The organism is Arcobacter sp. LA11, from assembly GCF_001895145.1.
Lineage (GTDB): Bacteria > Campylobacterota > Campylobacteria > Campylobacterales > Arcobacteraceae > Halarcobacter.
On the sequence record NZ_BDIR01000006.1, the window covers coordinates 63,895 to 90,364 of the forward strand.

Annotated in this window: 28 protein-coding genes; 14 read left to right on the plus strand and 14 right to left on the minus strand. The window is 27.3% G+C overall.

Going from position 1 to position 26,470, the window contains the following annotated elements:
- Entirely contained in the window at positions 1–1,146 is a 1,146-nt protein-coding gene (locus tag BT997_RS08495) for an MFS transporter (RefSeq protein ID WP_072681198.1), read from the plus strand.
- A gap of 16 nt (positions 1,147–1,162) precedes the next feature.
- On the opposite strand, the gene BT997_RS08500 is transcribed toward BT997_RS08495, so the two are convergent.
- The 4 genes from BT997_RS08500 to BT997_RS08515 all read right to left on the minus strand — a co-directional run bounded on the left by BT997_RS08500 (position 1,163) and on the right by BT997_RS08515 (position 4,257).
- On the minus strand, positions 1,163–2,488 hold the full coding sequence (locus BT997_RS08500) for a Na+/H+ antiporter family protein (protein ID WP_072681200.1): 1,326 nt from the start codon (positions 2,486–2,488) through the stop codon (positions 1,163–1,165).
- 154 nt (positions 2,489–2,642) lie between these two features.
- Positions 2,643–3,455 carry a VOC family protein gene (locus BT997_RS08505; protein WP_072681202.1) on the minus strand — a complete coding sequence of 271 codons (813 nt, stop codon included), beginning with the start codon at positions 3,453–3,455 and terminating at the stop codon, positions 2,643–2,645.
- Positions 3,456–3,463: 8 nt separating this feature from the next.
- Complete coding sequence (locus tag BT997_RS08510; protein ID WP_072681204.1) at positions 3,464–3,841, minus strand: nuclear transport factor 2 family protein; 378 nt, start codon at positions 3,839–3,841, stop codon at positions 3,464–3,466.
- The gene (locus tag BT997_RS08515) at positions 3,838–4,257 is read right to left on the minus strand and encodes a secondary thiamine-phosphate synthase enzyme YjbQ (RefSeq protein WP_072681206.1); all 420 of its coding nucleotides are present in this window, start codon (positions 4,255–4,257) and stop codon (positions 3,838–3,840) included. Before BT997_RS08515 ends, BT997_RS08510 begins: the two co-directional genes overlap by 4 nt.
- 73 nt (positions 4,258–4,330) lie before the next feature.
- Between BT997_RS08515 and BT997_RS08520 the strand changes: the two genes are divergently transcribed.
- Positions 4,331–4,639, plus strand: coding sequence for a hypothetical protein (locus BT997_RS08520; RefSeq protein ID WP_072681208.1), 309 nt, complete (start codon positions 4,331–4,333; stop codon positions 4,637–4,639).
- Between the two features lie 9 nt (positions 4,640–4,648).
- Positions 4,649–4,801: a hypothetical protein gene (locus tag BT997_RS15555; protein ID WP_174247219.1), complete on the plus strand. Its 153-nt coding sequence runs from the start codon at positions 4,649–4,651 to the stop codon at positions 4,799–4,801.
- Between the two features lie 17 nt (positions 4,802–4,818).
- Here the strand turns inward: BT997_RS15555 and BT997_RS08525 are convergent, their stop codons facing one another.
- From BT997_RS08525 to BT997_RS08545, 5 genes are all read right to left on the minus strand, one after another.
- On the minus strand, positions 4,819–6,063 hold the full coding sequence (locus tag BT997_RS08525; protein ID WP_072681210.1) for a TolC family protein: 1,245 nt from the start codon (positions 6,061–6,063) through the stop codon (positions 4,819–4,821).
- A 10-nt stretch (positions 6,064–6,073) separates the two neighbouring features.
- Complete coding sequence (locus tag BT997_RS08530; RefSeq protein WP_072681212.1) at positions 6,074–9,211, minus strand: efflux RND transporter permease subunit; 3,138 nt, start codon at positions 9,209–9,211, stop codon at positions 6,074–6,076.
- A gap of 122 nt (positions 9,212–9,333) precedes the next feature.
- Positions 9,334–10,371, minus strand: a complete 1,038-nt coding sequence (locus BT997_RS08535; protein WP_072681216.1) for an efflux RND transporter periplasmic adaptor subunit — start codon at positions 10,369–10,371, stop codon at positions 9,334–9,336.
- A gap of 2 nt (positions 10,372–10,373) precedes the next feature.
- Positions 10,374–10,601 carry a DUF2798 domain-containing protein gene (locus BT997_RS08540; protein ID WP_072681218.1) on the minus strand — a complete coding sequence of 76 codons (228 nt, stop codon included), beginning with the start codon at positions 10,599–10,601 and terminating at the stop codon, positions 10,374–10,376.
- Positions 10,598–11,200, minus strand: a complete 603-nt coding sequence (locus BT997_RS08545; RefSeq protein WP_072681219.1) for a TetR/AcrR family transcriptional regulator — start codon at positions 11,198–11,200, stop codon at positions 10,598–10,600. The genes BT997_RS08540 and BT997_RS08545 overlap by 4 nt, the downstream gene beginning before the upstream one ends.
- A gap of 544 nt (positions 11,201–11,744) precedes the next feature.
- Between BT997_RS08545 and BT997_RS08550 the strand changes: the two genes are divergently transcribed.
- The 3 genes from BT997_RS08550 (at position 11,745) to BT997_RS08560 (ending at position 13,787) form a co-directional block, all read left to right on the plus strand.
- Entirely contained in the window at positions 11,745–12,479 is a 735-nt protein-coding gene (locus BT997_RS08550; protein WP_072681221.1) for a DUF2971 domain-containing protein, read from the plus strand.
- 409 nt (positions 12,480–12,888) lie between these two features.
- Positions 12,889–13,437 carry a YceI family protein gene (locus tag BT997_RS08555; protein WP_072681222.1) on the plus strand — a complete coding sequence of 183 codons (549 nt, stop codon included), beginning with the start codon at positions 12,889–12,891 and terminating at the stop codon, positions 13,435–13,437.
- A 95-nt stretch (positions 13,438–13,532) separates the two neighbouring features.
- Positions 13,533–13,787 (plus strand): hypothetical protein, encoded by a 255-nt coding sequence (locus BT997_RS08560; RefSeq protein ID WP_072681224.1) that lies wholly within the window; start codon positions 13,533–13,535, stop codon positions 13,785–13,787.
- Between the two features lie 33 nt (positions 13,788–13,820).
- On the opposite strand, the gene BT997_RS08565 is transcribed toward BT997_RS08560, so the two are convergent.
- The gene (locus BT997_RS08565; RefSeq protein WP_072681226.1) at positions 13,821–15,278 is read right to left on the minus strand and encodes a YdiU family protein; all 1,458 of its coding nucleotides are present in this window, start codon (positions 15,276–15,278) and stop codon (positions 13,821–13,823) included.
- 99 nt (positions 15,279–15,377) lie between these two features.
- Entirely contained in the window at positions 15,378–16,508 is a 1,131-nt protein-coding gene (locus tag BT997_RS08570) for an agmatine/peptidylarginine deiminase (protein WP_072681228.1), read from the minus strand.
- A 145-nt stretch (positions 16,509–16,653) separates the two neighbouring features.
- Between BT997_RS08570 and BT997_RS08575 the strand changes: the two genes are divergently transcribed.
- Both BT997_RS08575 and BT997_RS08580 read left to right on the plus strand, forming a co-directional pair.
- On the plus strand, positions 16,654–17,808 hold the full coding sequence (locus BT997_RS08575) for a PLP-dependent aspartate aminotransferase family protein (protein WP_072681229.1): 1,155 nt from the start codon (positions 16,654–16,656) through the stop codon (positions 17,806–17,808).
- 3 nt (positions 17,809–17,811) lie between these two features.
- Positions 17,812–19,308, plus strand: a complete 1,497-nt coding sequence (locus BT997_RS08580; protein WP_072681231.1) for a PLP-dependent transferase — start codon at positions 17,812–17,814, stop codon at positions 19,306–19,308.
- A 1-nt stretch (position 19,309) separates the two neighbouring features.
- Here BT997_RS08580 and BT997_RS08585 read toward each other — a convergent pair whose 3' ends face one another.
- The 3 genes from BT997_RS08585 to BT997_RS08595 are packed head-to-tail and all read right to left on the minus strand — an operon-like array spanning position 19,310 to position 22,172.
- A complete protein-coding gene (locus BT997_RS08585; RefSeq protein ID WP_072681233.1) occupies positions 19,310–19,762 on the minus strand; it encodes a hypothetical protein in 453 nt (150 codons plus the stop codon).
- 15 nt (positions 19,763–19,777) lie between these two features.
- A complete protein-coding gene (locus BT997_RS08590; protein ID WP_174247220.1) occupies positions 19,778–21,118 on the minus strand; it encodes a nickel/cobalt transporter in 1,341 nt (446 codons plus the stop codon).
- A 49-nt stretch (positions 21,119–21,167) separates the two neighbouring features.
- Positions 21,168–22,172, minus strand: a complete 1,005-nt coding sequence (locus BT997_RS08595; RefSeq protein ID WP_072681235.1) for a metal ABC transporter solute-binding protein, Zn/Mn family — start codon at positions 22,170–22,172, stop codon at positions 21,168–21,170.
- A gap of 139 nt (positions 22,173–22,311) precedes the next feature.
- Between BT997_RS08595 and BT997_RS08600 the strand changes: the two genes are divergently transcribed.
- The 6 genes from BT997_RS08600 (at position 22,312) to BT997_RS08625 (ending at position 26,447) form a co-directional block, all read left to right on the plus strand.
- Positions 22,312–22,668 (plus strand): Fur family transcriptional regulator, encoded by a 357-nt coding sequence (locus tag BT997_RS08600; RefSeq protein WP_072681409.1) that lies wholly within the window; start codon positions 22,312–22,314, stop codon positions 22,666–22,668.
- A 61-nt stretch (positions 22,669–22,729) separates the two neighbouring features.
- Positions 22,730–24,007: a Na+/H+ antiporter NhaA gene (nhaA, locus tag BT997_RS08605; protein WP_072681238.1), complete on the plus strand. Its 1,278-nt coding sequence runs from the start codon at positions 22,730–22,732 to the stop codon at positions 24,005–24,007.
- Positions 24,008–24,063: 56 nt separating this feature from the next.
- Positions 24,064–24,546 (plus strand): copper chaperone PCu(A)C, encoded by a 483-nt coding sequence (locus tag BT997_RS08610; RefSeq protein ID WP_072681240.1) that lies wholly within the window; start codon positions 24,064–24,066, stop codon positions 24,544–24,546.
- A gap of 7 nt (positions 24,547–24,553) precedes the next feature.
- Positions 24,554–25,015, plus strand: coding sequence for a hypothetical protein (locus BT997_RS15425; protein ID WP_072681241.1), 462 nt, complete (start codon positions 24,554–24,556; stop codon positions 25,013–25,015).
- A 10-nt stretch (positions 25,016–25,025) separates the two neighbouring features.
- Complete coding sequence (locus BT997_RS08620) at positions 25,026–25,595, plus strand: SCO family protein (RefSeq protein WP_072681243.1); 570 nt, start codon at positions 25,026–25,028, stop codon at positions 25,593–25,595.
- A gap of 60 nt (positions 25,596–25,655) precedes the next feature.
- Positions 25,656–26,447, plus strand: a complete 792-nt coding sequence (locus tag BT997_RS08625; RefSeq protein ID WP_083568613.1) for an AraC family transcriptional regulator — start codon at positions 25,656–25,658, stop codon at positions 26,445–26,447.
- Positions 26,448–26,470: the final 23 nt, after the last annotated feature.

The window sequence follows — 26,470 nt, forward strand, 5'->3', positions numbered from 1 at the left end:
ATGCAGAAAAAAGAATTACTGATAGTTATATATACAATTACTATACTACTATCAGTAATGTATGCAACACAACCCTTGCAACCACTTTTAGCAAATGAATTTGAAGTATCAATTGTAAAAGCTTCCTCTTTTACGGCTGTTATTATGCTTTTTCTAGCTATTTCACCTATAATTTATGGATATATTTTAGAATCAGTTAAAACAAAAAAAGTTTTAATCATAGCTTCTGTTACACTTTTTATAACCAACCTTGCTTTAGGTTTTGCAAATAATTATGAAATATTTCTAATCATAAGAACAATTGAAGCAATGGTAATACCAGCAATACTCACAGCGTGTATGTCTATACTTGCAAATGATAAAGAAAATACAAAACTAAATATGTCAATTTATGTTGCAGCAACTGTATTTGGAGGATTAGTAGGAAGGGTGTTTTCTGGGTTTATTGCAGAAGAATTTGGATGGAGAGTAGTTTTCTTTTCGCTATCTTTTGCACTTTTAATAGGACTATATTTTATAAAACAACTCTCTTTTGAAGGAGATGCTAATTTAGTAAAACCTAAAATAAAAGATATTACAAATATTTTAAAAGATAAAAGATTTATAGTTATCTATTCACTAATGTTTACTATCTTTTTTGTATTTGCAGGACTTTTAAATATTTTACCATTTAGAATAAAAGAGCTTATACCTGAAACGTCTGAGACTCAGATTGGACTTTTATATTTGGGATATGGTATGGGAATTATTATCTCATTAACTATTCATAAAATTGTAAAGTTTTTTAAAAAAGAACTTCGAACTGTAGTTGCAGGAGTTGTTATATTTATAATTTCAACAAGTTTATTTCTTAGTTCAAATGCTTTGTTTTTATTTTCAGTTGTATTTCTTTTTTGTATTGGTATGTTTACAGTTCATACAGTATCAACAAGAATTGCAAACTCTCTTAAAGCCTCACAAAAAGCTTTAACTTCTGGTATGTATTTGACTTTTTATTATATTGGTGGAGCATTTGGTTCAATAATTCCATCAATTGTATATGCAAAATATGGATGGGACTTTACTATTTATATGTTTGTATTTGTACTTACACTTATTTTAATTTTTGTACATCTAAATAGAAGACTTTTTAAAGCTTTTAATTAGAAGAGGAACCCCTCTTCTAAAAAATATAAACAGCTGCACACCATCCAAATATTACTAAAGGGATATTATAGTGAATAAATGTAGGAACTACTGTATCCCAAATATGATCATGTTGACCATCAACATTTAATCCTGAAGTAGGTCCTAATGTACTATCAGAAGCTGGACTTCCTGCATCACCAAGAGCAGCTGCTGTTCCTATAATAGTAATTGTTGCCATTACAGAAAATTCTAATTGCATACACAATGGAGCATAAATCGTTGCGATAATTGGTATAGTTGAAAAAGATGAACCAATTCCCATTGTTATAAATAAACCAACAATTAGCATTAGAAGTACAGCTAAAGACTTATTATTACCAATAATATCAACAATTGAAGATACTAATGTTTCAACTCCACCAGTTGCATTTATTACACTTGCAAAACCATTTGCAGCAATCATAATAAATCCAATCATTCCCATCATTTTTAAACCTTTAGTAAAAAAATCTTGAGTTTCATCTGCTTTTATTACACCAGCAACTATAAAAATAATAAATCCAGCTAATGAACCAACAATTATTGAATTTGTATATAACTGTAAACCTAAAGCAGTAACCGCAGATACTATAGCAATAAAAATATAGAATTTATTTATCTCTTTTTTCTGAGATTCTATTTCTAAAATCTTACTTACATCATATATTCTTTTTTTCTTATATGAGATAAAAATTGCAATTACAAGACCTAGGAACATACCTGAAACTGGAAATAACATAGCCATTGGTAATTGTCCGGATACTGCATTTACTCCATTATCAACTAAGTTTTTCAACAAAATTTCATTTAAAAATATACCACCAAAACCAATTGGCAATAACATATAAGTTGCAACTAATCCAAATGTAATAACACAAGCAACAACTCTTCTATCAAGTTTTAATTGTGCCATAGAATGAAGTAATGGTGGAATCAAAATCGGTATAAAAGCAATATGAACAGGTACTAAGTTTTGCGATGAAATTGCAGCAAATAAAATAAGTCCTAACATTAGATATTTTATATAAATAAATTGCATATCAGAAGTATCACCATTTATTTTTTTGATAATCATATTAGAAAGTAAATCTGTAATTCCAGATTTAGAAATAGCAACTGCAAAAGTTCCTAACATTGCGTAACTTAAGGCAATTGTCGCACCACCACCTAAGCCTGCATTAAAAGCTTTTATAGTTTCATTAAGTCCAAGTCCTGCTGTAAGACCACCTGTTATAGCTCCAATAATTAGAGCTATAACTATATTTACTCTTACTAATGAGAGTATAACCATTACAGTAACTGCAATAATAACAGAATTCATCTGTTTTCCTTTTAGTTATATAAAAATTGTATAATTCTTATATATTAATTTCATTTTTTAAGATGGAAGTTTATTCCAATTAAATTAAAAACAAAATTAAACGATGAACTATTATTCATCTAGGATATTGATAGTTAAAAAAATAATATAAATATTAAATACTCTTAACTTCAATTTTGTAACCATCTGGATCAATTAAAGTTTTTTCTTCATTTGAAAAAACAGTAAGACTTTTAAAACCAGTTGAAATACCTGTTTCATATTTAAAATTTTCATCTAAATCAAAAACATATTGTAATTCAATCATAGTAAAATCTCTTTTCCAAAGCCATTGTCTATTTTCAATATCTTCTACATCTTCATTTGGAAGTTTTTCTTTTGTAAATCCTAAAAAATATAAATCAAAACCTCTTTTCTCAAGATTCATTTTAGATAGAAGTTTCATATTTAAATCTTTTTCATAAAAATTCAAACTCTTTTCAATATCTTTTATTCTATATGTAATAAGGGAAAAAATAGCTCTATTTCCTAAAACATAATTCGAATCTTCTTTTTGTTTTTTATGGTTTTGCTCAAATTCATGTTGTATAAACTCCAACCCATAACCATCTGGGTCAAAAAAATGACAAAGGTTTGCCACATTAGGTACTTGAAAAGCTTCAGTTACTTCAATACCTTTCTCAATTAGTTTTTGCCTTGCAATATCTACGTCTTTTATACTAATTGCCATCTTCCAATATCCAGTAAGCCTATTGTCATCTTTTGGATAAACTATTTGCGTATTATTTTTATCGCGAATTAACTCTAAAATTGCCTCATTGGTATCAAGATTAAATTTCAGTTGATAAAATTCCTTTTCATCTTCTAGAAACTGATTAACAAGTTTCATCCCAAGTTTATTTATATAAAAATCTAAACTATTTTTTGTATTTGAAATATATATAGAGTGTTTTTCTAGATATTGCATCTTTTCGCCTAATATTGTTTTAAAATTTCAAACTCATCTTGAACTATTTTCCAAGAAGCTTCTTCTTGTTTAACCCATTCTTCAAGTGTAATTATACCTTCTGCGATATTCATTTTCCAATCAGAATCTAAATGTACAGTTTTTTCATCAATTACTTTAATATTTGTATTTGAATATTCAATATGTTTAGCAGCTTTTGTAGTCTCATTCAAAAAATCTGAGATTTCTTTTTTACCTTTAAATTCACCTACATTCTTTACAATCATTACTGCATCATCTACATATGCATTGATGCAAGCTTCTACATCACCTTTATTAAAACTTTCAATCCAAGCTAATGTGTATTGTTTAAAATCATTAATTATTGATTCATTATAGTATTTTATATACCTATTATAGTTGCAACTACTTTTCTTCTCCCACCAAAATTTCTATGTTCTCCTAAATAAATACCTTGCCAAGTGCCAAGATTAAGTTTTCCATTTGTAATAGGAATACTTAAAGAAACTCCAAAAAATGATGATTTTATATGTGCAGGCATATCATCATTTCCTTCATAAATATGTTCAAAATAACTTTTATTTGAAATCACATCATTTATGTAGTTTTCCATATCTGTTCGTACACTACTATCACAATTTTCATTTATAGTTAAGCTTGCACTTGAATGTTTAATAAAAAGATTAACAGTACCAATCTTTATACTTAAAATTTCTGATATGTTATTTAGTATCTCATCTGTGATTAAATGAAAACCTCTACTTTTTTGTTTTAAGCTAAATTCTTTTTGTAATATTTCCATAAAATAATAATATCAAAAAATTAAAAAATCTATACTATAAAGAATTAATAATTTTTATGGAATAATTAAAATTATGAGTAAATCACGTAAAGTTCAAAAGAAAAAAACCTTAGCAAATACAATTTCAAGAATAGTCTTTAAAGGACTTGTAGGAATTGCAGTTATCCTGTTTGCATATATACTTTATGATAAGACAGATTTTTCTAGTAACACGATGACATTGTCATCTCCAAAGAAAAGTCAATCAACTGCATATACTCCTTCACAACTTAAATGGTTCGATTCTTTTGGTGGAGTGGAAAACGTACCCAGTAAAAATAAGAAAAAAAGTTCAAAGTCTAGTGGAAATACTGGATTTAAATATGAAGGATTCAAAAAGTAGGTAAATATGATGGAAATAATTTTTATAATCACTTCAATCATAATATTTTTTATAGCTATTCTTCTATCTTTTCAAACATATAAATACTTTAAAACAATGTGGAAATTCAAGAATAGAAAAAAAGATGGAAGTGAAGATGATGATTTTGAATATTTCGATTAAGAAATAGAAGAAAGCTTCTATTTCTCAAAAATTCTATCTAACGACGCCTTTGCTAAAAACCTATCATAATAAGCATTATCAAAACTCTGTTTTGCACTAGATAATAAAAAGTTTGCATTAATCAAATCTGTACTACTTGATAATCCTTCTTTAAATCTATTATTTACTATTTTATAGTTTTCATTTGATTGTTCTAAAGATACTTTAGCAGTTTCAAAATTTAATTGTGAAACTTCAAATTCCTCTATTGCTTCTTCATACTGAAGTTTAATAGAAAGCTTTAAATCCTCTAAAGCCTCTTTAGTCTGTAACAATCTTTTTTGATAGATAATATCTTGTGAAGAATCTTTTCCTCCATTAAATAAATTCCATTTTAAATTTATTGTTGCAGTTTGTTGATCATCAACATTTGAATCATCCACATCTAAAAAAGCATCATCCCCATATTTTGTATATGTCAAGCTTAAATCTGCACTTGGCATATAATTACCTTTATTTGCAGATTTTTGACTAACTAAAGATTCAATAGTCATCTTCACAGCTTTTATTTCACTTCTACTATCTAACTCTTCTAAATTATAGTTTTCTAACATGATTTTTTCTTTTTGAAGGTCATTTATTTTTTCATTTGAATCTAAAGAACCCCCAAGTACGTTTTTCAACTGATATCTAGCAATTTTTGAATCAGCTTTTGCTCTTGCTAAATCTTGTTTAGATTGAAGCATTTGAGCATTTACTTGAAGTAAATCATTTCTAGCTAATAAACCTTGTGCAAATCTATTTTCAGAATCTTTATATTGTTGTTCCAAAAGTTTAAAAGCATTGTTTTGTGTTTCAATATTTTTTAAACTTTTTAAGTATGTAATATAATATTGTTTAACAGAATAAATTAAATCATATTTAGCTGCTTGATAATTGTACATAGACGTATCTGCAAGTTGTTCTGAACTTTTTAAATTGTACTTATCAGTTAAACCATTAAATAAATTATATGATAATACTGCACTTGCATTGGAGTTATCTTTTCCTGAACTATTTATATCTTCTGCATTTGCATTATATGTATAACTTAAATCAAGTTTTGGTTGATATGAGCTTTTTGAAATATTTATATTCTCTTTTGCTTCATCATAAATATATTGTTGTTTCTTTAAATTATTATTGTTTAATAAAGAAATTTCAACTGCTTCATTTATATCCAAAGCATATAAATTTAGTCCAATAAAAAATACTGGTATAACTTTTAAAATATTTTTATTCATTTTTTAATCCTTATGCTTTACTAACATCTACTGGTTCTTTTATTTTTCCACCATTCATTCTTTGCTCTAATTTAATAAAGAACATTAACAATGCAGGAGTAACAAAAATTGTAAATATTGTTGAAAATGCAAGCCCACCTGTAATTACAGAACCTAAACCTCTATAAAATTCAGAACCTGGACCTGGAATTAAAACAAGAGGCAACATACCAAATATTGAAGTCATAGAAGACATATATATTGGTCTGATTCTTGTTCTAGTTGCTTCTACTACAGCTTTTTTATGTTCCATACCTTCATTTCTTATATAGTTCAAACTTTGGTGTACTATTAGAATCGCATTATTTACAACAATACCCACCAAAATAATAAATCCTAGCATAGTCAAAATATCTAAGGTTTGCCCTTCTGCGCCAGGGACAAAATTTTTCGTTAACCATAAACCAATAAAACCACCTGCTGTAGCAAGAGGAACAGTAAACATAATAACTAAAGGATAAAGGAAGTTACCAAATAATGATGACATAAGTAAATATATAACTAATAATGCTAATAAAAAACTTCCTGTCAATAAATCAATCGTTTCATCTAACTTATCAGCTGTACCAGATATTCCAATTTCAATATTATTAGCTATAACTCCTTTTGATTTCATATCATCTAACATTCCACTAACTGTTTTCATTACTTCTTCAATTGTTTTATCATCAGGAGGTGTTACTTGAAGAGTAATAGTTCTTTTACCATCTAAATGTCTGATTTCACTAATACCTGCTGAATTACTATATGAGGCAAGAGATGAAATAGGGACTAAAGATTTATTAGGTAATGCAATCTGTGAAGACATAATATCTTCAGGAGTTTTTATTAAATTATCATCTGCTTTTAAAACTAAATCAATTTTCTTTTTTCCATCTTGTTCAAAATTGCCAATTTTTCTACCACTCATTAAAATATCAATAGATAGACCTAAATCTTGTGAACTCATACCAAGTGCTTTTAGTGCATCCTGATTTGGTGTAATTTTAACTTCTGGATAAAGTAACTCAAAAGATGGGACCGGTCGCGGTTGAATTCCTGTAGTTTGCATAATTGCACCAAAGAGTTGCATACTTGTATTTGCAATGTCTTCCATTTTTTCAGAACTTATATCAACATTTACCGTATTTCCTTCTCCAATACCATCTTCAAATACACCTGATTGTAAAGGAATACCAATAACAGACGGTAAAGAGTTTACAATAGGTCTAAACATTGGGATAGTCTCTTTTGCTCTATCTTCATGCATAGAAGTTCCACCAAAAAGATTAAAATCTCCAAAAGAAACAAAAAATACTCTATTTAATCCTGGAATATCTCCAACATCTTTATTTACATATGGTTCAACTTCTTTCATCAAGTATGCACCCATATCATATCTTTCTTGATATGAAAGACCTGGAGGAGTAATAAGAATATTAAAAATTAAGTTCTTATTTCCTTGTGGTAAATAATCTCTTTTTGGCTCTAATTGAACGATAATACCTACTGAAATTGATGCAAGCAGTGTTATTGTCACTATTTTTGTTAATACATTTTTTAAAGATAGATTTACAATAGACATAATTAGATTTACAATCTTCTCACCAAATTTTGCTAATGATCCAGCATCCTTTGGCTCTTTCTTTGAAATACCAGCAAATGTTTTCCAAAGCATTGGAATAACTGAAATAGAAACAAATAAAGAAAAAGTAACTGCTGCTGTTACTGCAATAGCTATATCTTTAAACAGTTGTCCTGCTTCATCTTGTAAAAATACAATTGGTAAGAATACTGCAATAGTTGTAAGTGCCGAAGCAATTAATGCTCCCCAAACTTCACTCGCTCCAACATACGCAGCTTCACTAACACTCATACCTTCTTTTCTATGTCTATCAATATTTTCTAATACAACAATGGCGGAGTCAACTAACATACCAACGGCAAAAGAAATACCAGCTAAAGAGATAGTATTTAAACTTCTTCCCATAGTCTCTAAAATTATAAATGTACCAATAATAGAAATAGGAATAGCTACAGATACAACAGCTGTAGGAGAAACACTTCTTAGAAATAAAATTAAAATAACAACTGCTAAAAGACCACCTATCATGATATTTTGTTGAACTAAATCAACTGAACCAACAATATATGGTCTTTGATCATATATCCATTGCATTTTAAGTTTTTTATCTTTTAAAATAGTATCATTTAACTCATTTACAACTTTTTCTACATCATTTGTTAATTTAACAAGGTTAGCAGTAGAGTTTGGTTGAACTCCTAAGAACATTCCATCTTTTCCTAAGAACATAGCAACTGAATTTGCTGTTTCATAACCAAAGTCTACTTTTGCAATATCACCGACAGTTACTCTTTGTTCTCTATTAGAAATTAAAATAGTATTTTCAATATCTTTAGTTGAAGCAAATTTATGAACAGTTCTAATTCTATATGCACGTCTTTCTATATTTTGAATACCTGCAGCAACATCTACATTTTCACTTTGTAAGATATTAATCACTTGTGAAATAGTAAGCCCATAAGAAGCTAATTTATTTGTATCAAATACAATTTGCATCTCTTGGTCTCGACCACCTGCTGTCATTGCTCCAGCTACACCATCAACTCTTTTAATTGTAGGTACAATTTCATCATCAAAGAAAGTCTTATACTCATCAATATGTCTAGTATTTGAATCTTCCGTTTGAAGCATCATCCAAATAACAGGACTTGCCGTTGCTGTTTCAATAATAGGCTCATCTACATCATCAGGATAAGAACTAACTTCATTTAGTTTATTTGATACATCTTGTAAAGCTGCCCTAATATCAGTACCTAGTTTGAAAGTTAAAGTAACTTCACCGTAATTATCCTTTGAAGATGATTCATATTCTATTAAATTATTTAAACTTTTTAATGCATCTTCTTGCTCTTCTATAATCTCTCGCTCAATCTCATAGGGAGTTGCTCCTGCCCAAGTAGTTGTAATCTTGATTTCAGGCTTTGTTACAGAAGGAGTTAATTGATATGGTAGTTTTGTAAGAGATAAAAACCCAAACAATACAACGATTAAAACTGATACTATTATTGTAACTGGGTTTTTAATCGAAAATTTAATTAAATCCATTTTTTATATTCCTTTAAATTGTTCCCTAATTTGAAGGGAACCTTTTTATTTTTAATTTCTTTTGACAATGGAAATAAATTCCATTTAAAGAAACAAATCCTAAAGAAGATAGCGAGCTATCTTTACTTATTTATAATTTTTACTGGTGAATTAGGGAAAACTCTTTCATTTCCTTTTAAAACAATATCCATACCAGGTACTAATCCTTGACCAGATACAGCAGTTTTAGTTCCATCAAACCCAACAATTTGAACAGGAATCATTTGCGCTAACATCTTATCATCTATTGAAAATACTACATTTTGTCCAAATCTTTTTATAACTGAATCTCTAGGTAAAAGTAATGCTTCTTTTTTACCATTTTTTGATAAACTCACCTTTGCTTGTTGTCCATCAAATACAAAAACATCTTTTATATCTGCAACAAGTTTTACAGGAAATGTTCTAGTTAACTTATCTCCATTTGGAATAATCGCACTTAAAGTAGAAGAAATACTTTTATCCCCAACATTAACATCATATATATCTCCAATTTTTAAACCATTTACTACATTTAGAGGTATATTAAAAATAAATTCTGCTTTAGTTGTATCAACGATTTTTGCAACAGGAGTTCCTGCACTTACCCATTCACCTAAGTTGATATTTTTTTCAACTATTACACCAGTAAAAGGTGCCTTGATACTTTTTTTGTAACTTTGGATTTGTAGTTCTTTTAAATTTGCTTCTAAAGCTTTTACATTTCCAGAAGAAGAGTTTAATTTTAGCAATGCATCATCGTACTCTTTTTGTGTAATTGATTTTGATTCTAAAAGTTTTTTATATCTTAAATAGTCTTTTGAAGAATTCTTTTGTTCATCTCTTGCTACTTTTAGATTTGCACGTACTGCTTTAATTTGTGCATTTAAAACATCTGCATCAATTTGTACTATTGTTTTACCTTTTTTAACTTTATCACCAATTTCGAAATTGATTGACTTTACTACTCCAGAATTTTGTGCTGCAAGCATAGATTTTTTATCAAAATTAAGTGTTCCAATAAACTCTTGTAAAGGGTTTACTTCACCTTTTACTAGTTTTGTAGTTTCAACTAAAGATGGTCCACCCATCGCAAAAGCTGAAATAGCAAATAAAGAAACTGCTATTAATTTTCTTAACATTTTTATTCCTTGATTATTAATTTATCTGTTATATTATGCACTATTGGTGCAACTATAAATACTATTGGGAAGGCAAAAATAAAAGCTTTTATAAACGCTTCCATCCATTTTAAAATAAATCCATCTACTAACCCAAGGTTAATAAACGTAATTACCATACTCATTATAAAACTCATAAATAAAGACATAAAAAAAGCAAATGTCAATCTTCTGAATTTTGGGTTTATCATTTTTTCACTTCAATCAAATCAAATAAGTTTCCTAAGAAATCCTCACATGACTTTTTAGCATCAAAGTTTATTTGGGTCATCTTCATTAAAACAACGCCTTTTTCAAAAATCATAATTCCATCAATAAAATTTCTAGATAGTTCTTGAAGTTCACCATTTGAAATCCCTTCTTCTATCATCATTTTTAATTGCTCTTTAAAAAAATCATTACATTTATCATTGAAGTTACACATATTTTCATTTTCATCTGATAAAACTATTGATAAATATTCTCTATAACCATTAAAATGTTTTATATTTTCTTCACTATCATTCATAACAAAATCAAAAAAGTGATAAATTTTTTCTCTGATTGTTTTTACATCTTTAATAGTTTCTAAAAATTGATTATGATGATGTTCTATATGCATATTTATTATTTCAAAAATAATATCTTCTTTATTTTCAAAATATTCGTATACAGTACCCTTACCTATGCCTGCCGTTCTAGCAACTTGTGCAACTGTAAGTTTTTTCATTCCTCCATCATGGATTAAATCAAAACATGCAAGTGCAACCTCTCTTCTTTTTTCTTCTTTGTTAACTTTTCTAGGACTCATTTCACTCCTTTCAATTTACAAAAAATCTAATTAAATATTTTTTGACTGACCGTCGGTCATTTATATAATTGAAGTATAGTTTATATATTCTTAAGAAATTCTTAAATTTGACCGACGGTCAGTCAAATTTTTAAATTACTCAAATATTACATTAAAATTATGTGAGAAAAGTGTATAACGGCTTGAAAAATATAAGTATGCAAAATAATTACTAACTTTTAGCGTAATTTAGTTACTTTTTAAAAGCAAACAAATTATACTTGTGTTGAGTTAATAGTCTAGTTTATCTGTTGTATCTTTTTAATATATAAGTCAAGTCATAATATATTATTTGGATATTTTTATGTAAAATCATACATCGAATTGATACAAAAAGAGGTTTAGCGTTAAAAGATGAATTAACAAAAATACTTAAAGATATTGATTTAAATAAATAAGATTTTGCAAAAAAAGCAAAAGATATGTATAAAATCGTAGAGGCAGTAAAGCCTCATATTAAATAAAGTAAGTCCTTATGATTTACGTTTAACCAAAGGGATATATTTTGGCTGCAGACATTAAATTAGAAAACATTATCTTACCAAAAGATGAAAATGCAAGACTATGGAGATATATGGATTTTACAAAGTTTATTTCAATGATTTCTTCAAAAAATCTTTTTCTTGCAAGAGCAGATACCTTTGAAGATATTTTTGAAGGCTCTTTCCCAGAAAAAAACTTAGAAATAAGAGAAAGAACTGACAAAAAGCTTTTTGAGTATGGATTACCAGCAGATTCATTTACTGACACATATAAAGAACTAAGGAAATGGACATATATAAATTGTTGGCATTCAAATCAGCATGAGTCAGCTGCAATGTGGGAACTATACACTAAAACAAATGAGTCAATTGCAATTGAAACTAGTTTTAAAAAGCTAAAAGAAGCTCTTCCAAATAATGTAACAATTACCTATGTAAAATATATAGATTACAATAAAGATGTAATTTCTGAAAACTTTATGTATACACCTTACATTTATAAAAGAAAGTCATTTGAACATGAAAAAGAAGTAAGAGTAATAACACAAGATATAAATGAAATGCTTAATCTTAAAGAAAATGAGAAAAAAGGTATCAATATAAGCATTCAAAATATTAATGATTTAATAGATTTTATACATATATGCCCAAAAGCTCCAGAATGGTTCATAGAAATAGTAAAAGAAATTAGCTCAACATATGGAATAGATGTTAAAAAAGTAAAAAAATCAAACTTATATTCTGACCCAATATATTAAAAGTATGTTAATTGATATAGATAAAATAGAGTTTGAGGATTAGTTCTTATTAATCTATCTAAGTTAATTAAATCAAAGTTGATATCATTTAGTACTCATAATTTAGTTTTTTCTTTTGAGTACAGTAACAGAGTGAGCACATCCTAATACTTCAATATATATTTTATGGTCTTCAGTAATAAGATCTATAATTTGTTCCTAATTTCTAAACTTATATTCCATTCACTAACATTTTAGGGTAGTGTATAGAAACTAAATATTATTTTTGAGGTTTTTTTATACAAAGCTTATGTTTAGTTTTTCATTTATCATTTTTAAATAATAATGATAATCTAAATTCTTATTGTCAGCTAATATTAAATTAATTTATGTAAATTATAATTTACATAAATAGATAAAAGGATTTATCATGAAAAAAACTTTATTTGCAATAGTTCTATCTCTTGGATTAATCTCAAGTATAAATGCATATGAACTAAACGGAGAGTTAGGGGTAAAATGGACTGGATATAAAACAGAAAAAAAAGCTCCTGTTTCTGGTACATTTAATGATATTAAATTAGATATCAAATCATCTGATGACTTAAGTACCTTTTTAAAAAGTTCTATGGTAACTATAAAATCTAGTTCTCTTGAATCAAAGAATCCAGGTAGAAATCTAAATATTACCTCAACACTTTTTTCTCTTGCAACAGCAAAGATTATAGAAGGAAGTATTTCTGAAGTAAATGAAATGAAAAAAAGTTTAACTTTAAATGTAACGATGAATAAAGTTATAAAATCAGTTCCAATGGCATATGAAATGACAGATGGAAAAATCATAGCAAAAGGTGTCATTGATATTTTAGATTTTGATATGAAAAGTTCATTTATGGCATTTGCTAAAAAATGTGGAGCACTTCATCAAAACAAGTCTTTTTCAGACGTTGCAATAGAATTTATTGTTCCCTATAAATAAAAATAATGATAGCTTTGATTTTAAAAATAATTAAAGCTTCATTGTATTAATCTTCATTATAATAGAATAACAGCTAAGAAACTATGGAGAAAAAAATGAAGATATTAGAAATTAGACCAGTTAATAAAGATGATATTGCAGTTAAAAGAAATGCAGAAGTAGTACCAAAAAATTATTTCAATGCTATCTTTGAATACAAAGAAAAGACTTATACTGCAACTATTAGAATTTCAACTAATCATATTGCTGAATGCTTAAATGAAAATAATCAACCAGTTAGAATAAAAGAAGAGACAGAGAGAAAACTAATTACAGCTATAAATCAATACAATAAAAAACTAGAAAAATAAATTAGGTATACTTTATATACCTAATTTATTTCATCAAGAAGAACAAGATAATCTTAAATTAGCATGTTCTGCAGGTGTTGGTTTTGAATACCTCTCAAATTCTTTATGCTCATCAAATGGATTTTGAGCAATATTTAATAAATCATTTACCAATTTAAAATCACCCTCTTTTGCATTATCTATTGATTCTTGAAGCATATAGTTTTTGATAACATATTTTGGATTTATTTTTTTCATCAATTTTTGCATTATTTTGAAATCTTGATTTTGTTCTTTTATTACTTTCTTATACTCTTTAAGCCATTTAATAATAGGTTCTCTAAATACACAAATATCAGTAATAGCTGATACCTCCTCTAAGCTTTTAATTTTAGTTAATTCATAGAAGAAACAATTGTAGTCACATTTTGCACTCTCTAAACTTCCTAATAATTCAATAATTAAATCTAAATTTGAATTTCCACTTAAACTTTCATCTAAGCCTATTCTTTTGTTCATAAGTTCTAAATATACTTTTATATGCTGAGGAATAAAAGTCTCTAAATAACTCATAAGTTTTTCAAAATCACAAATATCTTTTAAAGCATTTGCTAAAACTTCTAGATTCCAGCCAGCTATATGAGGTTGATTGTTGTAAGAGTATCTTCCTTCAACATCCGTATGATTACAAATATTATGCTTCTCGAAAATATCCATAAAAGCATATGGACCATAATCTATTGTTAGTCCAGCCATTGACATATTATCACTATTCATAACACCATGCATGAAACCATAAACTTGCCATTTGGCTATTAGTTCTGCTGTGTTATCAACAAGTTCATAAAACATTTTCTCATATCTGTTTTCTTCATTTTCTAGATGTGGATATGATTGTTTTATTACATAGTCTGCTAATTGTGTTAAATTTTTCTTTGAATCTTTTGTTTTAGCAAAAAACTCAAATGTTCCTACTCTAATCCAAGAAGGAGACATACGCATAACAACAGCACCAGTTTCAACTTCTTCATAAGATCTAAATACTTTATGAGAAGAACCAATTAAAGCTAAAGCTCTAGTAGTTGGAATACCAAGGGAATGCATAGCTTCGCTCATAATAAACTCTCTAATAGAAGACCTTAATACAGCCCTTCCATCACCTTGTCTTGAATAACGTGTTAAACCAGAACCTTTTGTCTGTAAATGCCAATCATTTACACTTCCAAGATTTATAGCTCTTCCATCTCCAAGCTGTGGAACAAAATATCCAAATTGATGTCCTGCATAGACCATAGAATATGGTTGGCTTCCGTCTAAAACTTTTTCACCATTTATAAATTTTACAAAATCTTCTTTTTCACATTCCTCATAATCAAGCCCTATTAAATCACAGGCACTTTTACTATAAGATACAAGATGAGGATTGTTTAAAGGTTGAGCAGCTAGCTTTTGAAAAAGACTCTCATCAAATTGAAAATAATCTACATTTAATTTTAATTCATCTAACTTCATAATATTTTCTTTTTATCTATTTTAGAAACAATATCAAAATAAGATAAGAAATGTCTTATATTAAAAAAGATAAAAATTTAATTTTGTTCTATTTAACTCTCATACTTTATCAATTGGCTCTTGTTGTGTTGCACAATGAATACTTCCTCCACCAGAAGCAATACCATCTATTCTAATTTGTTCAATTACTCTATTTGGATACGCTTTTTGTAAAATTTTCTTTGCTTTTTTATCAGCAAAATCATCACCAAAACTTTGCATAATGATTGCACCATTACAAGCATAGTAACCTATATATCCTGCTGCAAAATCTTCAACTCCATATTTTTCATTTATTTCTTGTGGATTTTTTAAAATAGTTAATTCAAATTTGTTTCCATTTAAATCTGTAGCATTTTCTAGTATTTTTATATTTTCTTTTGTTAGTTCATGTTCATAGGATTTAGTATATGGTTCATATGCTACTGCAATTTCTCCAGGTTTAATAAACCTTGCATAAAAATCTGTATGACCATCTGTTATATCTTTATCTTTTATCCCTTTTAACCAAATAATCTTTTCTAATCCTAAAAGATATTTCATCTCTTCTTCTACTTCTTTTTTAGTTATATTTGGATTTCTATTATCATTTAAAATACAACTTTCAGTTAAAATTGCAATACCTTTACCATCTACTTCAAAACATCCACCTTCTAAAGTAAGTTTTGTATTTAAAACTTCTAATCCTTCATGTCTTGTTATAAAAGAAGCAACTTCAGAATCAAGCCTATATTCTTGGTCTTCACCCCAACCATTAAAATTAAAATCAATTCCTAACTTATCATTACTTTGATTATATACAAACACAGGAGCTGTATCTCTGAGCCATAAATCATCAAGATCTTTTTCTATTAAAGTTATAGGATAGTTATATACTTTTAAATCTCCAAATAATTTAAGAGCATCTTTTTTATCGTATTTACTAACCATTACATTTACAGGTTCATATTTTGCTATAGTTTTAGCAATTAAAGCTAAATTTCTTTTTACTTCTGGAATTTGTTTTTTTGACCATATATAATCATTTGTAACAAAAGATATCCATGTTCTTTTATGAGGTTCTGATTCTTCTGGCATATAAAACTTCATTGTTTCTTCTTTATATTTATTTAATTTTTTTGCATTTAGATTCAAAGCTAAGCCCATAGTTACTAGTGACGATGAGTAAATAAATTTTCGTCTTGAAATCACAATATTCCTTTTTTAAATTTTTATCTATAAACTATACAAAAAAAAATCTTCTTTTTTTGTTATAAGTTTTTTTAATACTTAATTTTTATTGATTTTTACTCTTATAAAAAATTAGCTATAATCCCGTTAAAAATACAGGATTTTTATGAATAATAAACATATAGAAACATCACTAAGCCATATTGCAAAATTTGCTCCGTTTGAAGAACAATCAGGAGCTTCTCATTTTCCTATTTATAATACTGGGACATTTGATTTAAAAAAACAATCTGGTGATAAAATATATGACTATACAAGAAGTGATAATCCTACAAGAGAAATGTTAGAAAATCTATTTGCAGAAGTGGAAAATGGAGCTGGTTGTGTATGTACACATACAGGCATTGCTTCTGTTGCCTTACTTTTTGAAACCGTATTAAAAGCAAATTCTCACATTTTAGTTGAAGCAGATTGTTATGGTGGAACATTTAGATTGTTAAAAATATTTAAAGAAAAGTACAATGTAACTGTTCACTTTGCAGACTTTTTAGAGTTTGATAAAATGGAAGAGATTCTAAAAAACAATCCTATAGATTTAGTACTTTGTGAAAGTCCTACAAATCCTGGATTAAAAATTATAGACTTAGAAGAAGTTGCAAATCTATCACATAAGTACAATTCATTATTTGCAGTTGATAACTCTTTAGCAACATTTATATCTCAAAGACCTCTTGACCTAGGAGCTGATTTTTCTTTATTTTCAACTACTAAATATATATCAGGTCATGGAGCAGTTGTTGCTGGTGCAATTGTTGCAAAAACAAAAGAACTATCTGAACAAATTCACTATTATGCAAATGCAGGTGGACGAAGTCAAAACCCTATGGATGTGTATTTAATCACTCTTGGTATTCCAACTCTAAAAGTTAGAATGCAAGAACATGAAAAAAATTCAATCGCAATTGCAAACTTCTTAGAAGAACAAGATTACATAATAAAAGTAACTCATCCAAGTTTAGAATCTCATTCTCAACATGAGTTAGCTAAAAAGCAAATGGATTATATTCCAGGACTATTTTGTGTTGATTTTAATAGTGTTGAACTAGCTGAAAAGTTTATTGAAGATACTAAGATTTTTGGAGAAAAATGTTCTTTTGGAAGTCCAGATTCAAGAGTGGAAATACCTGCAAAAATCTCACATGCAACTTTTTCTAAAGAAGAATTAGCAGCTATTGGAATAGCAGATTCTACAGTTAGATTTTCAATTGGTTTAGAAAATGTTGAAGACTTAATTGAAGATATTAAACAAGCTGTTAAATAAACAATGATTAAAAACTTTTTTGAACCAATAGAATGTGGAGAAACGCTGCCAATAAACAATGTACATGCAGTATCTGTTTCAATGCCAACTATTCAAGATGTAATAGATTATGAAGAACAAACACCTGAGATTCTAGAAAAAATCAAAAGTGGTTATCCAAGATTTATATTACATCCATATTTAAAACAACTGGGACTTTTTATAAAAAAGAAATATCAAGTTTGTGATGATTATGAAGTAGTTCTATTGAGTTCACAAAAAGCAGTTGCACTTGTAAGTGATAAATATTTTATTCATAACAAAATAGAAATAGATGAACCTTTTGGTGTAATTTTAGTTCGAAATGGAACATGTCAACTTCAAAAAGTATTAATGTATATTCAACATGTTGGATGTAATCTATCTTCAAGACTAGCAGAAGAGTATCTTTATAAAGAGGGTTTAATAATCTCTTTACATGAAGAAGAACTTGAAGATAAAACAAAAGCCAAAGATATAATAATCAGTACTTTAGCAAGTGCTTACGAACAACCAAAAGAAAATATATGTTTAGCACCTTCAGGGATGAATGCTATTTATTCAATTGTGAGAGGACTAAATTCAATTCAAAGTCACAATGGAAGAAATATTTTAGTTCAATTTGGATGGCTATATCTGGATACTATGAATATAGTAAATCATCATTTTGATAGACAAAAAGTTTTCCCAGATATTACAAATCTAGATTTACTTGAAGAGTATTTAGAGGAGTATGGGTTTAGTATTACTGCAATTATTACAGAAATTCCAACAAATCCACTTCTTACAAGTGTAGATATAAAGAGATTACGAAAGCTTTGTGATAAATATAATATACCTTTAGTAATCGATACTACATTCGCAACACCATATAATCTAGACTTAAAAGATTATGCTGATATTTTTGTAGAATCACTTACAAAATTTGCTTGTGGAAATGCAGATGTTCTGATGGGTGCAATAATTTTAAATAAAAAACATAATCTATCACACATGACAACAGAATTTTTCAAACACTGTGAATGCGTTTATATAAAAGATATACAAAGACTAGCGTTAGAAATAAAAGATTATAAAACTAGAATTAAAAAAATCAGTTCTAATACAAAAATGTTGGTAGAGTATTTTAAATCATGTTCATATATTGATAAAATCTATTATTGTTTAAGTGAAGAAAATAAAGAAAATTATTCGCAAACTATGATTGATGACAACTCATATACAGGAGTTGTATCTGTAACTTTTAATAAAAATATAGAAGAAGTATATGACAAACTAAACTTTGCGAAAGGTCCTAGTTTAGGAACAGAGTTCACTCTTCTTATGCCTTATACATATTTAGCTCATTATGATTTAATAGTTTGTAAAGATGGAAATAGATTTTTAAAAGAAATTGGATTACCTATTGATTTAATCAGAATTTCTGTTGGAAGTGAACCTATAGAAGAAATTATAAAAGAGTTTAAAAAGCTAGAAAATTAATCTAGCTTTTTTTTCTTGCTAAAATATAAAACTTATTATCTATCTCTTTATTTTTTAAAAGAATATAATTTTCTTTTATAGTTTTTAAAACTTCTTCTCTATCTATATTTGAAGAATCAAAAATATGAAAAATTATTCCATCTTTATTTAATAATTTTTTTTGATTCTCAAAAGAGAGTTCTATCTCTGCTAAACTATATTTATCAAGCTTTTCATTTGAAAATATACAATCAAATTTCTTTTGCAAATCTAATTCAATTTTATCAACTAAAATTACACGTATATCAATGAAAGTATCTTTTAAATATCTAGTTTTAACTTTTTCATCTTCACTTGCAATTACTTCATAATATTCATCTAAAAGTTTTAAGTCGTCACCTTTATTACTTCCAAGTTCTAAAACCTTTTGGAACTTTGGAAGATGCTCTTTTAATATAGATATAAAATCTATCATGAAATTCCTTTTTCCCTAGATAATATTTGCATTTAAAAATAACAATATACCTAAAATAAACATAACAACAGGAGCTAGAATCTCTAAAAAGTTAGTGATTGAATGTGACCTACTAGATAATTTACTAACACTAACTCCTAAAAAAGAAGATGCAAAAATAACTAATCCCATACCTAAACTTATAAATATTGAAGCCAAAAGAACAGCAAAATATGTTTTTAAAACAAAAGCATAAATAAACAATACAACAGTTCCAGGACAAGGGATAAGTCCAGCAGTTAATACAAAATATAAATCTTGTTTCATAAATCTTGGTTTTAAACTATTTGTTTTTACTGGTTTATTTACACTCCAAGTTGCATTTGTATTTTCACTAGCAGAACAACATGAACTACAAGCACAACTTTTATTTTTCAGCTTATTATATAAAATATACATAGCTAAAAGGATAATTAATACAGCAGAAACTTTTGTCAAGATTTCTACAGAATCATTTACAAAATTGTTTAATATTGACTGAAGAACAAAAACAGAAACTACAACTAATATTAAAGCTCCAATAATATGAATAAAAGCACTTAATTGAGAGACCCAAAATGCTTTGATATAAGAACTTTTATTTGCTACAAAGTATGAAAAAGCCAATGATTTTCCATGTCCAGGACCTAAAGCATGAATTATTCCATAAACAAATGAAATACCTAAAAGAATAAGAAGAGCAAGATTATCTCCTTGTTCTATTTTTACAAGATATTCTTTTACTTTTTTAGAGAAATTACTTAAAAGAGTCTCTTCTTTTTTTACTTCTACTAATTCTTTACTAGTTAATTCTTCTGGTTCTGGTTCAAGATTTTGTACACTACCACTTATATAAAAAACAACACTTTGTCTTTTTTGAACTTTTGAGATTTCAAAAGGAGCATTAAATTTTATTGCATTTTTTGCTAGTAGTAAAATAAAGTAGTTTTCATCATCATCGATATTTATATACAGAGCATTATCATTAACAACATCATAATCAAGTTTAAGTTCATAAGTAAAATGTAAAAGAGAGTTTTTTATATATGTTTTATATTTATTTACAATTATTTCATTTGAATTTTTTTTATCAATTATTTTATCATAAGAGATATGTGTTAGAAAATTTTTCTCTTCAATATAATCTAAAAGAGACTGTTGAATTGGTTCTAGTTCCCTTTTGTCTAAATAGTTATTCTGGTTTCTATCATAGATTTGTTTTAGTTGTTCTGTAAACTCTTTGGTTAAAACCCAAGTAATGTTTGCAGTCTTTATTGTCTTATTTGTTGCTTCAATTGATATTGAAACTTTTGTCTCAGGAGAATAAATAGTACACAAGGTACACCCATAAAGAGTGTACGAAAAAAGTGTTAAAAGTATAAATATTTTACTTATATGTTTTTGCAATCTCTTTTGCTACCTTAATTAGATTCTCATCCCATTTTTCTGCTAATGGATTGATAATCGCAACATTACCATTTATACTCTTAGAAATAGTTTTAGCTCCATTTTGAGAAAATTGAGGAGATACAAAAACTATTTTTATATTATGTTTTTTTGCTTCTTCTACTAATTCTACAAGTTGCGCTGGTTTTGGCTCTTTACCTTGAACTTCTATAGCAATTTGTTCTAAATCATATCTTTTGGCAAAATATCCCCAAGATGGATGAAATACCATAAATGCTTTATGTTCATATTGTTTTAAAATTGTTTCTAATTTATTATCTAAAGAATCTAATTCATTTAAAAAACTTTCATAATTTTTTCTATAAAATTCTTTATTTTCAATATCTATTTTTACTAATGCCGAATAAATATTCTTTGCTTGTACTTTTACTAAAATAGGATCTAACCAAATATGTGGGTCTAAACCACCATGTTCATGTTTTTCATGTTCTTCATGTTTTTCTTCATCTTCATGATGAGCGTGTTTTTCATGTTTTTCTTCATTGTGTGCATGTTCTTCATGTGCTTCTTTATCATGATGGGCATGTTCTTCATGTTCATGATGCTTATGTTTTTCATCTTCATGTTTTTCGTGTTTTTCTTCATCTTCATGGTGTACATGTTCTTCCATTTCAATTTTTTCTATACCATTTGATGTATCAACTAAAAGCATTTTTTCATTTGCATGTCTAAACTTTTCTAACCATACACTTTCAAAAGGTACTCCAATAGAAAAATAAGCTTCTGAACTTGATAGTTTTTTCATTTGAGAAACTTTTGGTTCATATGTTGCAGGAGAAAAACCAGGTTTAACCATCACATTTACTGTAACTTTATCTTGTGCTATTTTTTGTACAAAATATTTTTGAGGAGTGATACTTACGGTTACTTCTTTAGAAAGTAAAAAACTTGAAAGAGCTAATAAAATTAATAAAATTTTCTTCATTATATATATCCTTTTAATTTTTTTGCAACTTGATTGCATTTTGGAATTCTAATCAATTTTAAATAAAATGCAACTTAATTGCAAGACTAAATTTTTAAACTCAAATTTTCTTTTAAATTTAAATAGATATAATCAAAATATGGATTTAGAAAATATATCAAAAAACATAAAACTTACCACTGCTAGACGTGCGATTTTGGAAGTTTTAATAAATTCGAACAAGCCCTTATGCTATGAAGATATTAAAGATAACCTATCGATGGATAAAGCAACATTTTATAGAAACATTACAAAGTTTGAAGAAGAAGGAATTATAAATTCTTTTGAATCAAATGACAAAAAAAGATATTATGAGGTACAAAAAACAAAGCATTCTCACTTTATCTGTAATTTATGTTCATCTATAGAATGTATTCATGAGAATCTAAATATTGACATAAAAGATCATCAAATAGACAATATTATAATTAAAGGAATTTGTCCTAACTGTCTATAAAAAATTGTGTTTTTAAAACTAACAAACTTTATTTTATACTATTTTATGTGGAGTAAAACTCATGATTAAACACTTGATAACTTTAGAGAAATTTATCAATAAGGAATCCCTAAGTGGTATTCTACTTTTTATTGCAACTGTTACAGCAGTAATTGTTGCAAATTCTTCATTAGGTCAAATATACTATGACTTATGGCATATGCCTTTAGGTATTAACTTAGGAGAATTATCTATTTCTATGACATTAACCTATTGGATTGATGATGGACTTATGGCTTTATTCTTTTTAATGGTTGGACTTGAAATTAAAAGAGAAATGATGATTGGTGAACTCTCAACAGTTTCAAAAGCTACCTTTCCATTAATAGCTGCCGTTGGAGGGATGGTAATTCCTGCACTTATTTATGTAGGTTTAAATCCTGAAAATCCATTAGGTTTTGGTATTCCTATGGCTACTGATATTGCTTTTGCACTTGGGATATTGATGCTTTTAGGAAATAGAGTTAACACTTCTCTAAAAGTTTTCCTTGTTGCACTTGCCGTAATAGATGATTTAGGTGCTGTTTCTGTAGTTGCTTTTGTATATACAAGTGATATTCAAACACAATACTTTTTACATGCAGGGATAATTTATGCAATAATCTGGGCTCTAAATATAAGAGGAGTAACTAAACTATTACCTTATTTATTACTTGGAATTCTTCTTTGGGTTTATATACATGCAATAGGAATTCATGCAACAATTGCAGGTGTTTTATTAGCTTTTGCAATTCCTATTAAATCTAAAATAGATGAAAGAAATTTTATTAAAGATTCTAAAAAAGATATTCAAGAATTTGAAGATAATATAGATAATGTTCCAGTTTTAAATGGTCATCAAATCCATAATCTTGAAAATATTGCTTATAACTATGATAAAGTTCAAAATCCTTTAGTACGATTAGAACATAATTTACATGGTCTTTCAGCATTTTTCATCATGCCTTTATTTGCCTTTTCTAATGCAGGAGTTTTAATTGACTTTTCAACAGTTTCAGCAAATATCATGATAGTTTTAGGGGTAGTTTTAGGATTAGTTATTGGGAAACCTCTAGGTATTTTAGGATTTACATATCTTGCAACAAAACTAAATATAGTAAAGAAACCAGATGATATTTCATGGAGTGAAATTCTAGCTGTCGGGTTTATTGCCGGAATTGGTTTTACTATGTCTATTTTTATCACTCACTTAGCCTTCTTAGACGAAGAAATCATTGCAGCAGTAAAACTTGGAGTATTCGCAGCTTCATTCATTGCAGCTGTTATTGGAGTGCTTTTAATACTTAGAGCAAAAAATTAACATATATTTAACAGGTCTTGATTACAATACAGTAAAATTTAATTAAGGCCTGTATTATGAAAAAACTATTTGTAGGATTATTCCTTTGTGTTGCATCATTATTTGCATCAAATATTGAAATTAAAGATGCTTACGCAAGAGCAACTCCTCCAGGACTGCCCAACTCTGCTGCATTTATGACTATTTCTAATCCATCTTCTTCTGATATTTCTCTTATTGATGTTAAAACTACAATTTCAAATGTTGCTGAGTTACATACACATGAAATGAAAAATGGAATGATGAAAATGTATCAAGTTCCAAAAATTGAAATTAAAGCACATTCAAAAACTATTCTTAAACCAGGTGGTTTTCATGTTATGCTTCTTGGACTTAAGAAAAAACCGTTAACTACAGATCAAAAAGTTAACTTAACTCTAATCTTTTCAAATAATGAAAAAATTGAAGTTTCAATTCCTGTTAAAAGTGTAATGGGTGGAATGAAAATGCATAAGGGAATGAAAATGGACCATAGTAATATGAAGATGGATCATAAATAAAAACTAAATGAAAAAATCAACAACTCTTATTTCACAAATTATACTTGTATTATCACTTGTTTCTGGATATTTCTTAATAGACTTTAAAGTATTGCAAAAAAAAATACAAGGAGAAGGTCAATTTGTAGAGCAGAATAAAGATTGTAATTTACGGAAAGGCCCTTGTGAGGTGATAATTGAAGATGGTTCAAAAGTTATTTTGGAAGTTTTCCCAAGAAATATTCCTATAATGGAAAAAATAAAATTTAAAGTAAGAAGTTCTGATAGTTCTATTAAAGACTTATCATTAAAAATTTATGCAACAAATATGAATATGGGAACAGTAGAACTTCCACTAGAAAAGCAAACTGATGGTTCGTTCGAAGTATCAAGTACATTACCTGCTTGTAAAATTGGTGGAATGCATTGGAATGCTGAAGTTCAAAAATCATCTTTATTTAATATTACAGGGGCAAGATTTCAATTTTAGGAAAAATAAAATGAAAAAAATATCTACATTTCTAATATCTATTGTCATTGCAGCTATAGCAATATATTTTCTTCAGCCTTTTATAAATGAATATAAAGAAAAACAAAAATACTCTTTTAATGTTACAAGTTCAAAAGGTGAATTAACAAAAGAAAGTTTCAAAGATAAAGCCTTAGGAATATACTTTGGATATACTTACTGCCCAGATGTTTGTCCTACATCATTGAGTTCTTTAGCGCAAGCTCTAAATACTTTTAGTCAAGAAAAACAAAATAAATTTAGAGGTTTATTTATAAGTGTTGACCCTAAAAGAGATACAGTTAAAACTTTAGACGAATATAGTAAATATTTTCATAAAAACTTTTTAGGTGCAACTTCAAATAAAGAAAATATAGATGATATTACAAAAAGATATGGCACTTTTTATGAAAAAGTATATTTAGAGGGTTCTAAAATGGACTATTCTGTATCTCACACTTCATATATATATTTGTTTGATAAAAAAGGAAACTTTTCAGCAAAGATTGATCATTTTTCAGACCCAGAATTTATTAAAAAAGCTTTAGAAAAAATTCTTTAAAACTTTCTACAATAGCAATTTTATTCTATTTTTAAATATTATATTTTGCTATAATAAATCATGTCACCTTTATTAAACAACATACTATTTGAAAATGTAAGTTTTTCAAGTGAAGATTTTACTAGACATTATCATGATACTTATACTGTAGGATTAACATACAAAGGCGTTTTAAAATCATTTAATGCAAATCAGAGTTATGATTCATATGAATACTCAATTCGTATAAATAATCCAGGAGAAGTACATGCAGGAAAGTCAAAAGAATGGTCTCACGTAAATTTCTATCCTACTGTTGAAATGATGTCAAATCTATATGAACAAATTTTCAATGAAAAAAAAATCCCCTATTTTGAAAGACATATAGTAGATAATAAAATACTATTTTTAAAGCTGCATAATTTTTTTGATGCCTATTTTAAAAAAGATGATGATATGTTAATTGAAAGTAATTTAATAGATGCTCTTTCAAATTTAATACTTACATCTACAATTTATACAAAAAATTGTAAACAAATTTTTGAAGATAAAAAAATCATCAAAAATACATATGAACTAATAAATGACTCTATTGATACAAACTTTACCTTAGAATCATTAGCTTCAAATGTAAACCTTAGCAAATATCATTTTTTACGATTGTTTAAAAAAGAATTTGGCTTAACTCCACATGCTTTTATTATAAACGAAAGATTAAACCGTGCAAATAAACTTATTCAAAATGGTCTTTCTATAAGTGAAGCAAGTATTCAAGTTGGTTTTAATGACCAATCACATTTTTCTAGAAATTTTAAAAAGTATTTTGGATATACACCATCTTATTTACAAAAAAATAGCAATATTATTCTATAAGTAACTTTTATTTTAATATATAC

Bases quoted from the DNA above. Each gene is read 5' to 3' on its own strand.
- BT997_RS08520 (WP_072681208.1), top strand. From the start codon at position 4,331: ATGAGTAAATCACGTAAAGTTCAAAAGAAAAAAACCTTAGCAAATACA.
- BT997_RS08530 (WP_072681212.1), bottom strand. From the start codon at position 9,211: ATGGATTTAATTAAATTTTCGATTAAAAACCCAGTTACAATAATAGTA.
- BT997_RS15555 (WP_174247219.1), top strand. From the start codon at position 4,649: ATGGAAATAATTTTTATAATCACTTCAATCATAATATTTTTTATAGCT.
- nhaA (WP_072681238.1), top strand. From the start codon at position 22,730: ATGATTAAACACTTGATAACTTTAGAGAAATTTATCAATAAGGAATCC.
- BT997_RS08560 (WP_072681224.1), top strand. From the start codon at position 13,533: ATGAAGATATTAGAAATTAGACCAGTTAATAAAGATGATATTGCAGTT.
- BT997_RS08515 (WP_072681206.1), bottom strand. From the start codon at position 4,257: ATGGAAATATTACAAAAAGAATTTAGCTTAAAACAAAAAAGTAGAGGT.
- BT997_RS08625 (WP_083568613.1), top strand. From the start codon at position 25,656: ATGTCACCTTTATTAAACAACATACTATTTGAAAATGTAAGTTTTTCA.
- BT997_RS08565 (WP_072681226.1), bottom strand. From the start codon at position 15,278: ATGAAGTTAGATGAATTAAAATTAAATGTAGATTATTTTCAATTTGAT.
- BT997_RS08540 (WP_072681218.1), bottom strand. From the start codon at position 10,601: ATGATAAACCCAAAATTCAGAAGATTGACATTTGCTTTTTTTATGTCT.
- BT997_RS15425 (WP_072681241.1), top strand. From the start codon at position 24,554: ATGAAAAAATCAACAACTCTTATTTCACAAATTATACTTGTATTATCA.
- BT997_RS08535 (WP_072681216.1), bottom strand. From the start codon at position 10,371: ATGTTAAGAAAATTAATAGCAGTTTCTTTATTTGCTATTTCAGCTTTT.
- BT997_RS08585 (WP_072681233.1), bottom strand. From the start codon at position 19,762: ATGATAGATTTTATATCTATATTAAAAGAGCATCTTCCAAAGTTCCAA.
- BT997_RS08620 (WP_072681243.1), top strand. From the start codon at position 25,026: ATGAAAAAAATATCTACATTTCTAATATCTATTGTCATTGCAGCTATA.
- BT997_RS08495 (WP_072681198.1), top strand. From the start codon at position 1: ATGCAGAAAAAAGAATTACTGATAGTTATATATACAATTACTATACTA.
- BT997_RS08500 (WP_072681200.1), bottom strand. From the start codon at position 2,488: ATGAATTCTGTTATTATTGCAGTTACTGTAATGGTTATACTCTCATTA.
- BT997_RS08505 (WP_072681202.1), bottom strand. From the start codon at position 3,455: ATGCAATATCTAGAAAAACACTCTATATATATTTCAAATACAAAAAAT.
- BT997_RS08600 (WP_072681409.1), top strand. From the start codon at position 22,312: ATGGATTTAGAAAATATATCAAAAAACATAAAACTTACCACTGCTAGA.
- BT997_RS08525 (WP_072681210.1), bottom strand. From the start codon at position 6,063: ATGAATAAAAATATTTTAAAAGTTATACCAGTATTTTTTATTGGACTA.
- BT997_RS08595 (WP_072681235.1), bottom strand. From the start codon at position 22,172: ATGAAGAAAATTTTATTAATTTTATTAGCTCTTTCAAGTTTTTTACTT.
- BT997_RS08610 (WP_072681240.1), top strand. From the start codon at position 24,064: ATGAAAAAACTATTTGTAGGATTATTCCTTTGTGTTGCATCATTATTT.
- BT997_RS08580 (WP_072681231.1), top strand. From the start codon at position 17,812: ATGATTAAAAACTTTTTTGAACCAATAGAATGTGGAGAAACGCTGCCA.
- BT997_RS08575 (WP_072681229.1), top strand. From the start codon at position 16,654: ATGAATAATAAACATATAGAAACATCACTAAGCCATATTGCAAAATTT.
- BT997_RS08545 (WP_072681219.1), bottom strand. From the start codon at position 11,200: ATGAGTCCTAGAAAAGTTAACAAAGAAGAAAAAAGAAGAGAGGTTGCA.
- BT997_RS08555 (WP_072681222.1), top strand. From the start codon at position 12,889: ATGAAAAAAACTTTATTTGCAATAGTTCTATCTCTTGGATTAATCTCA.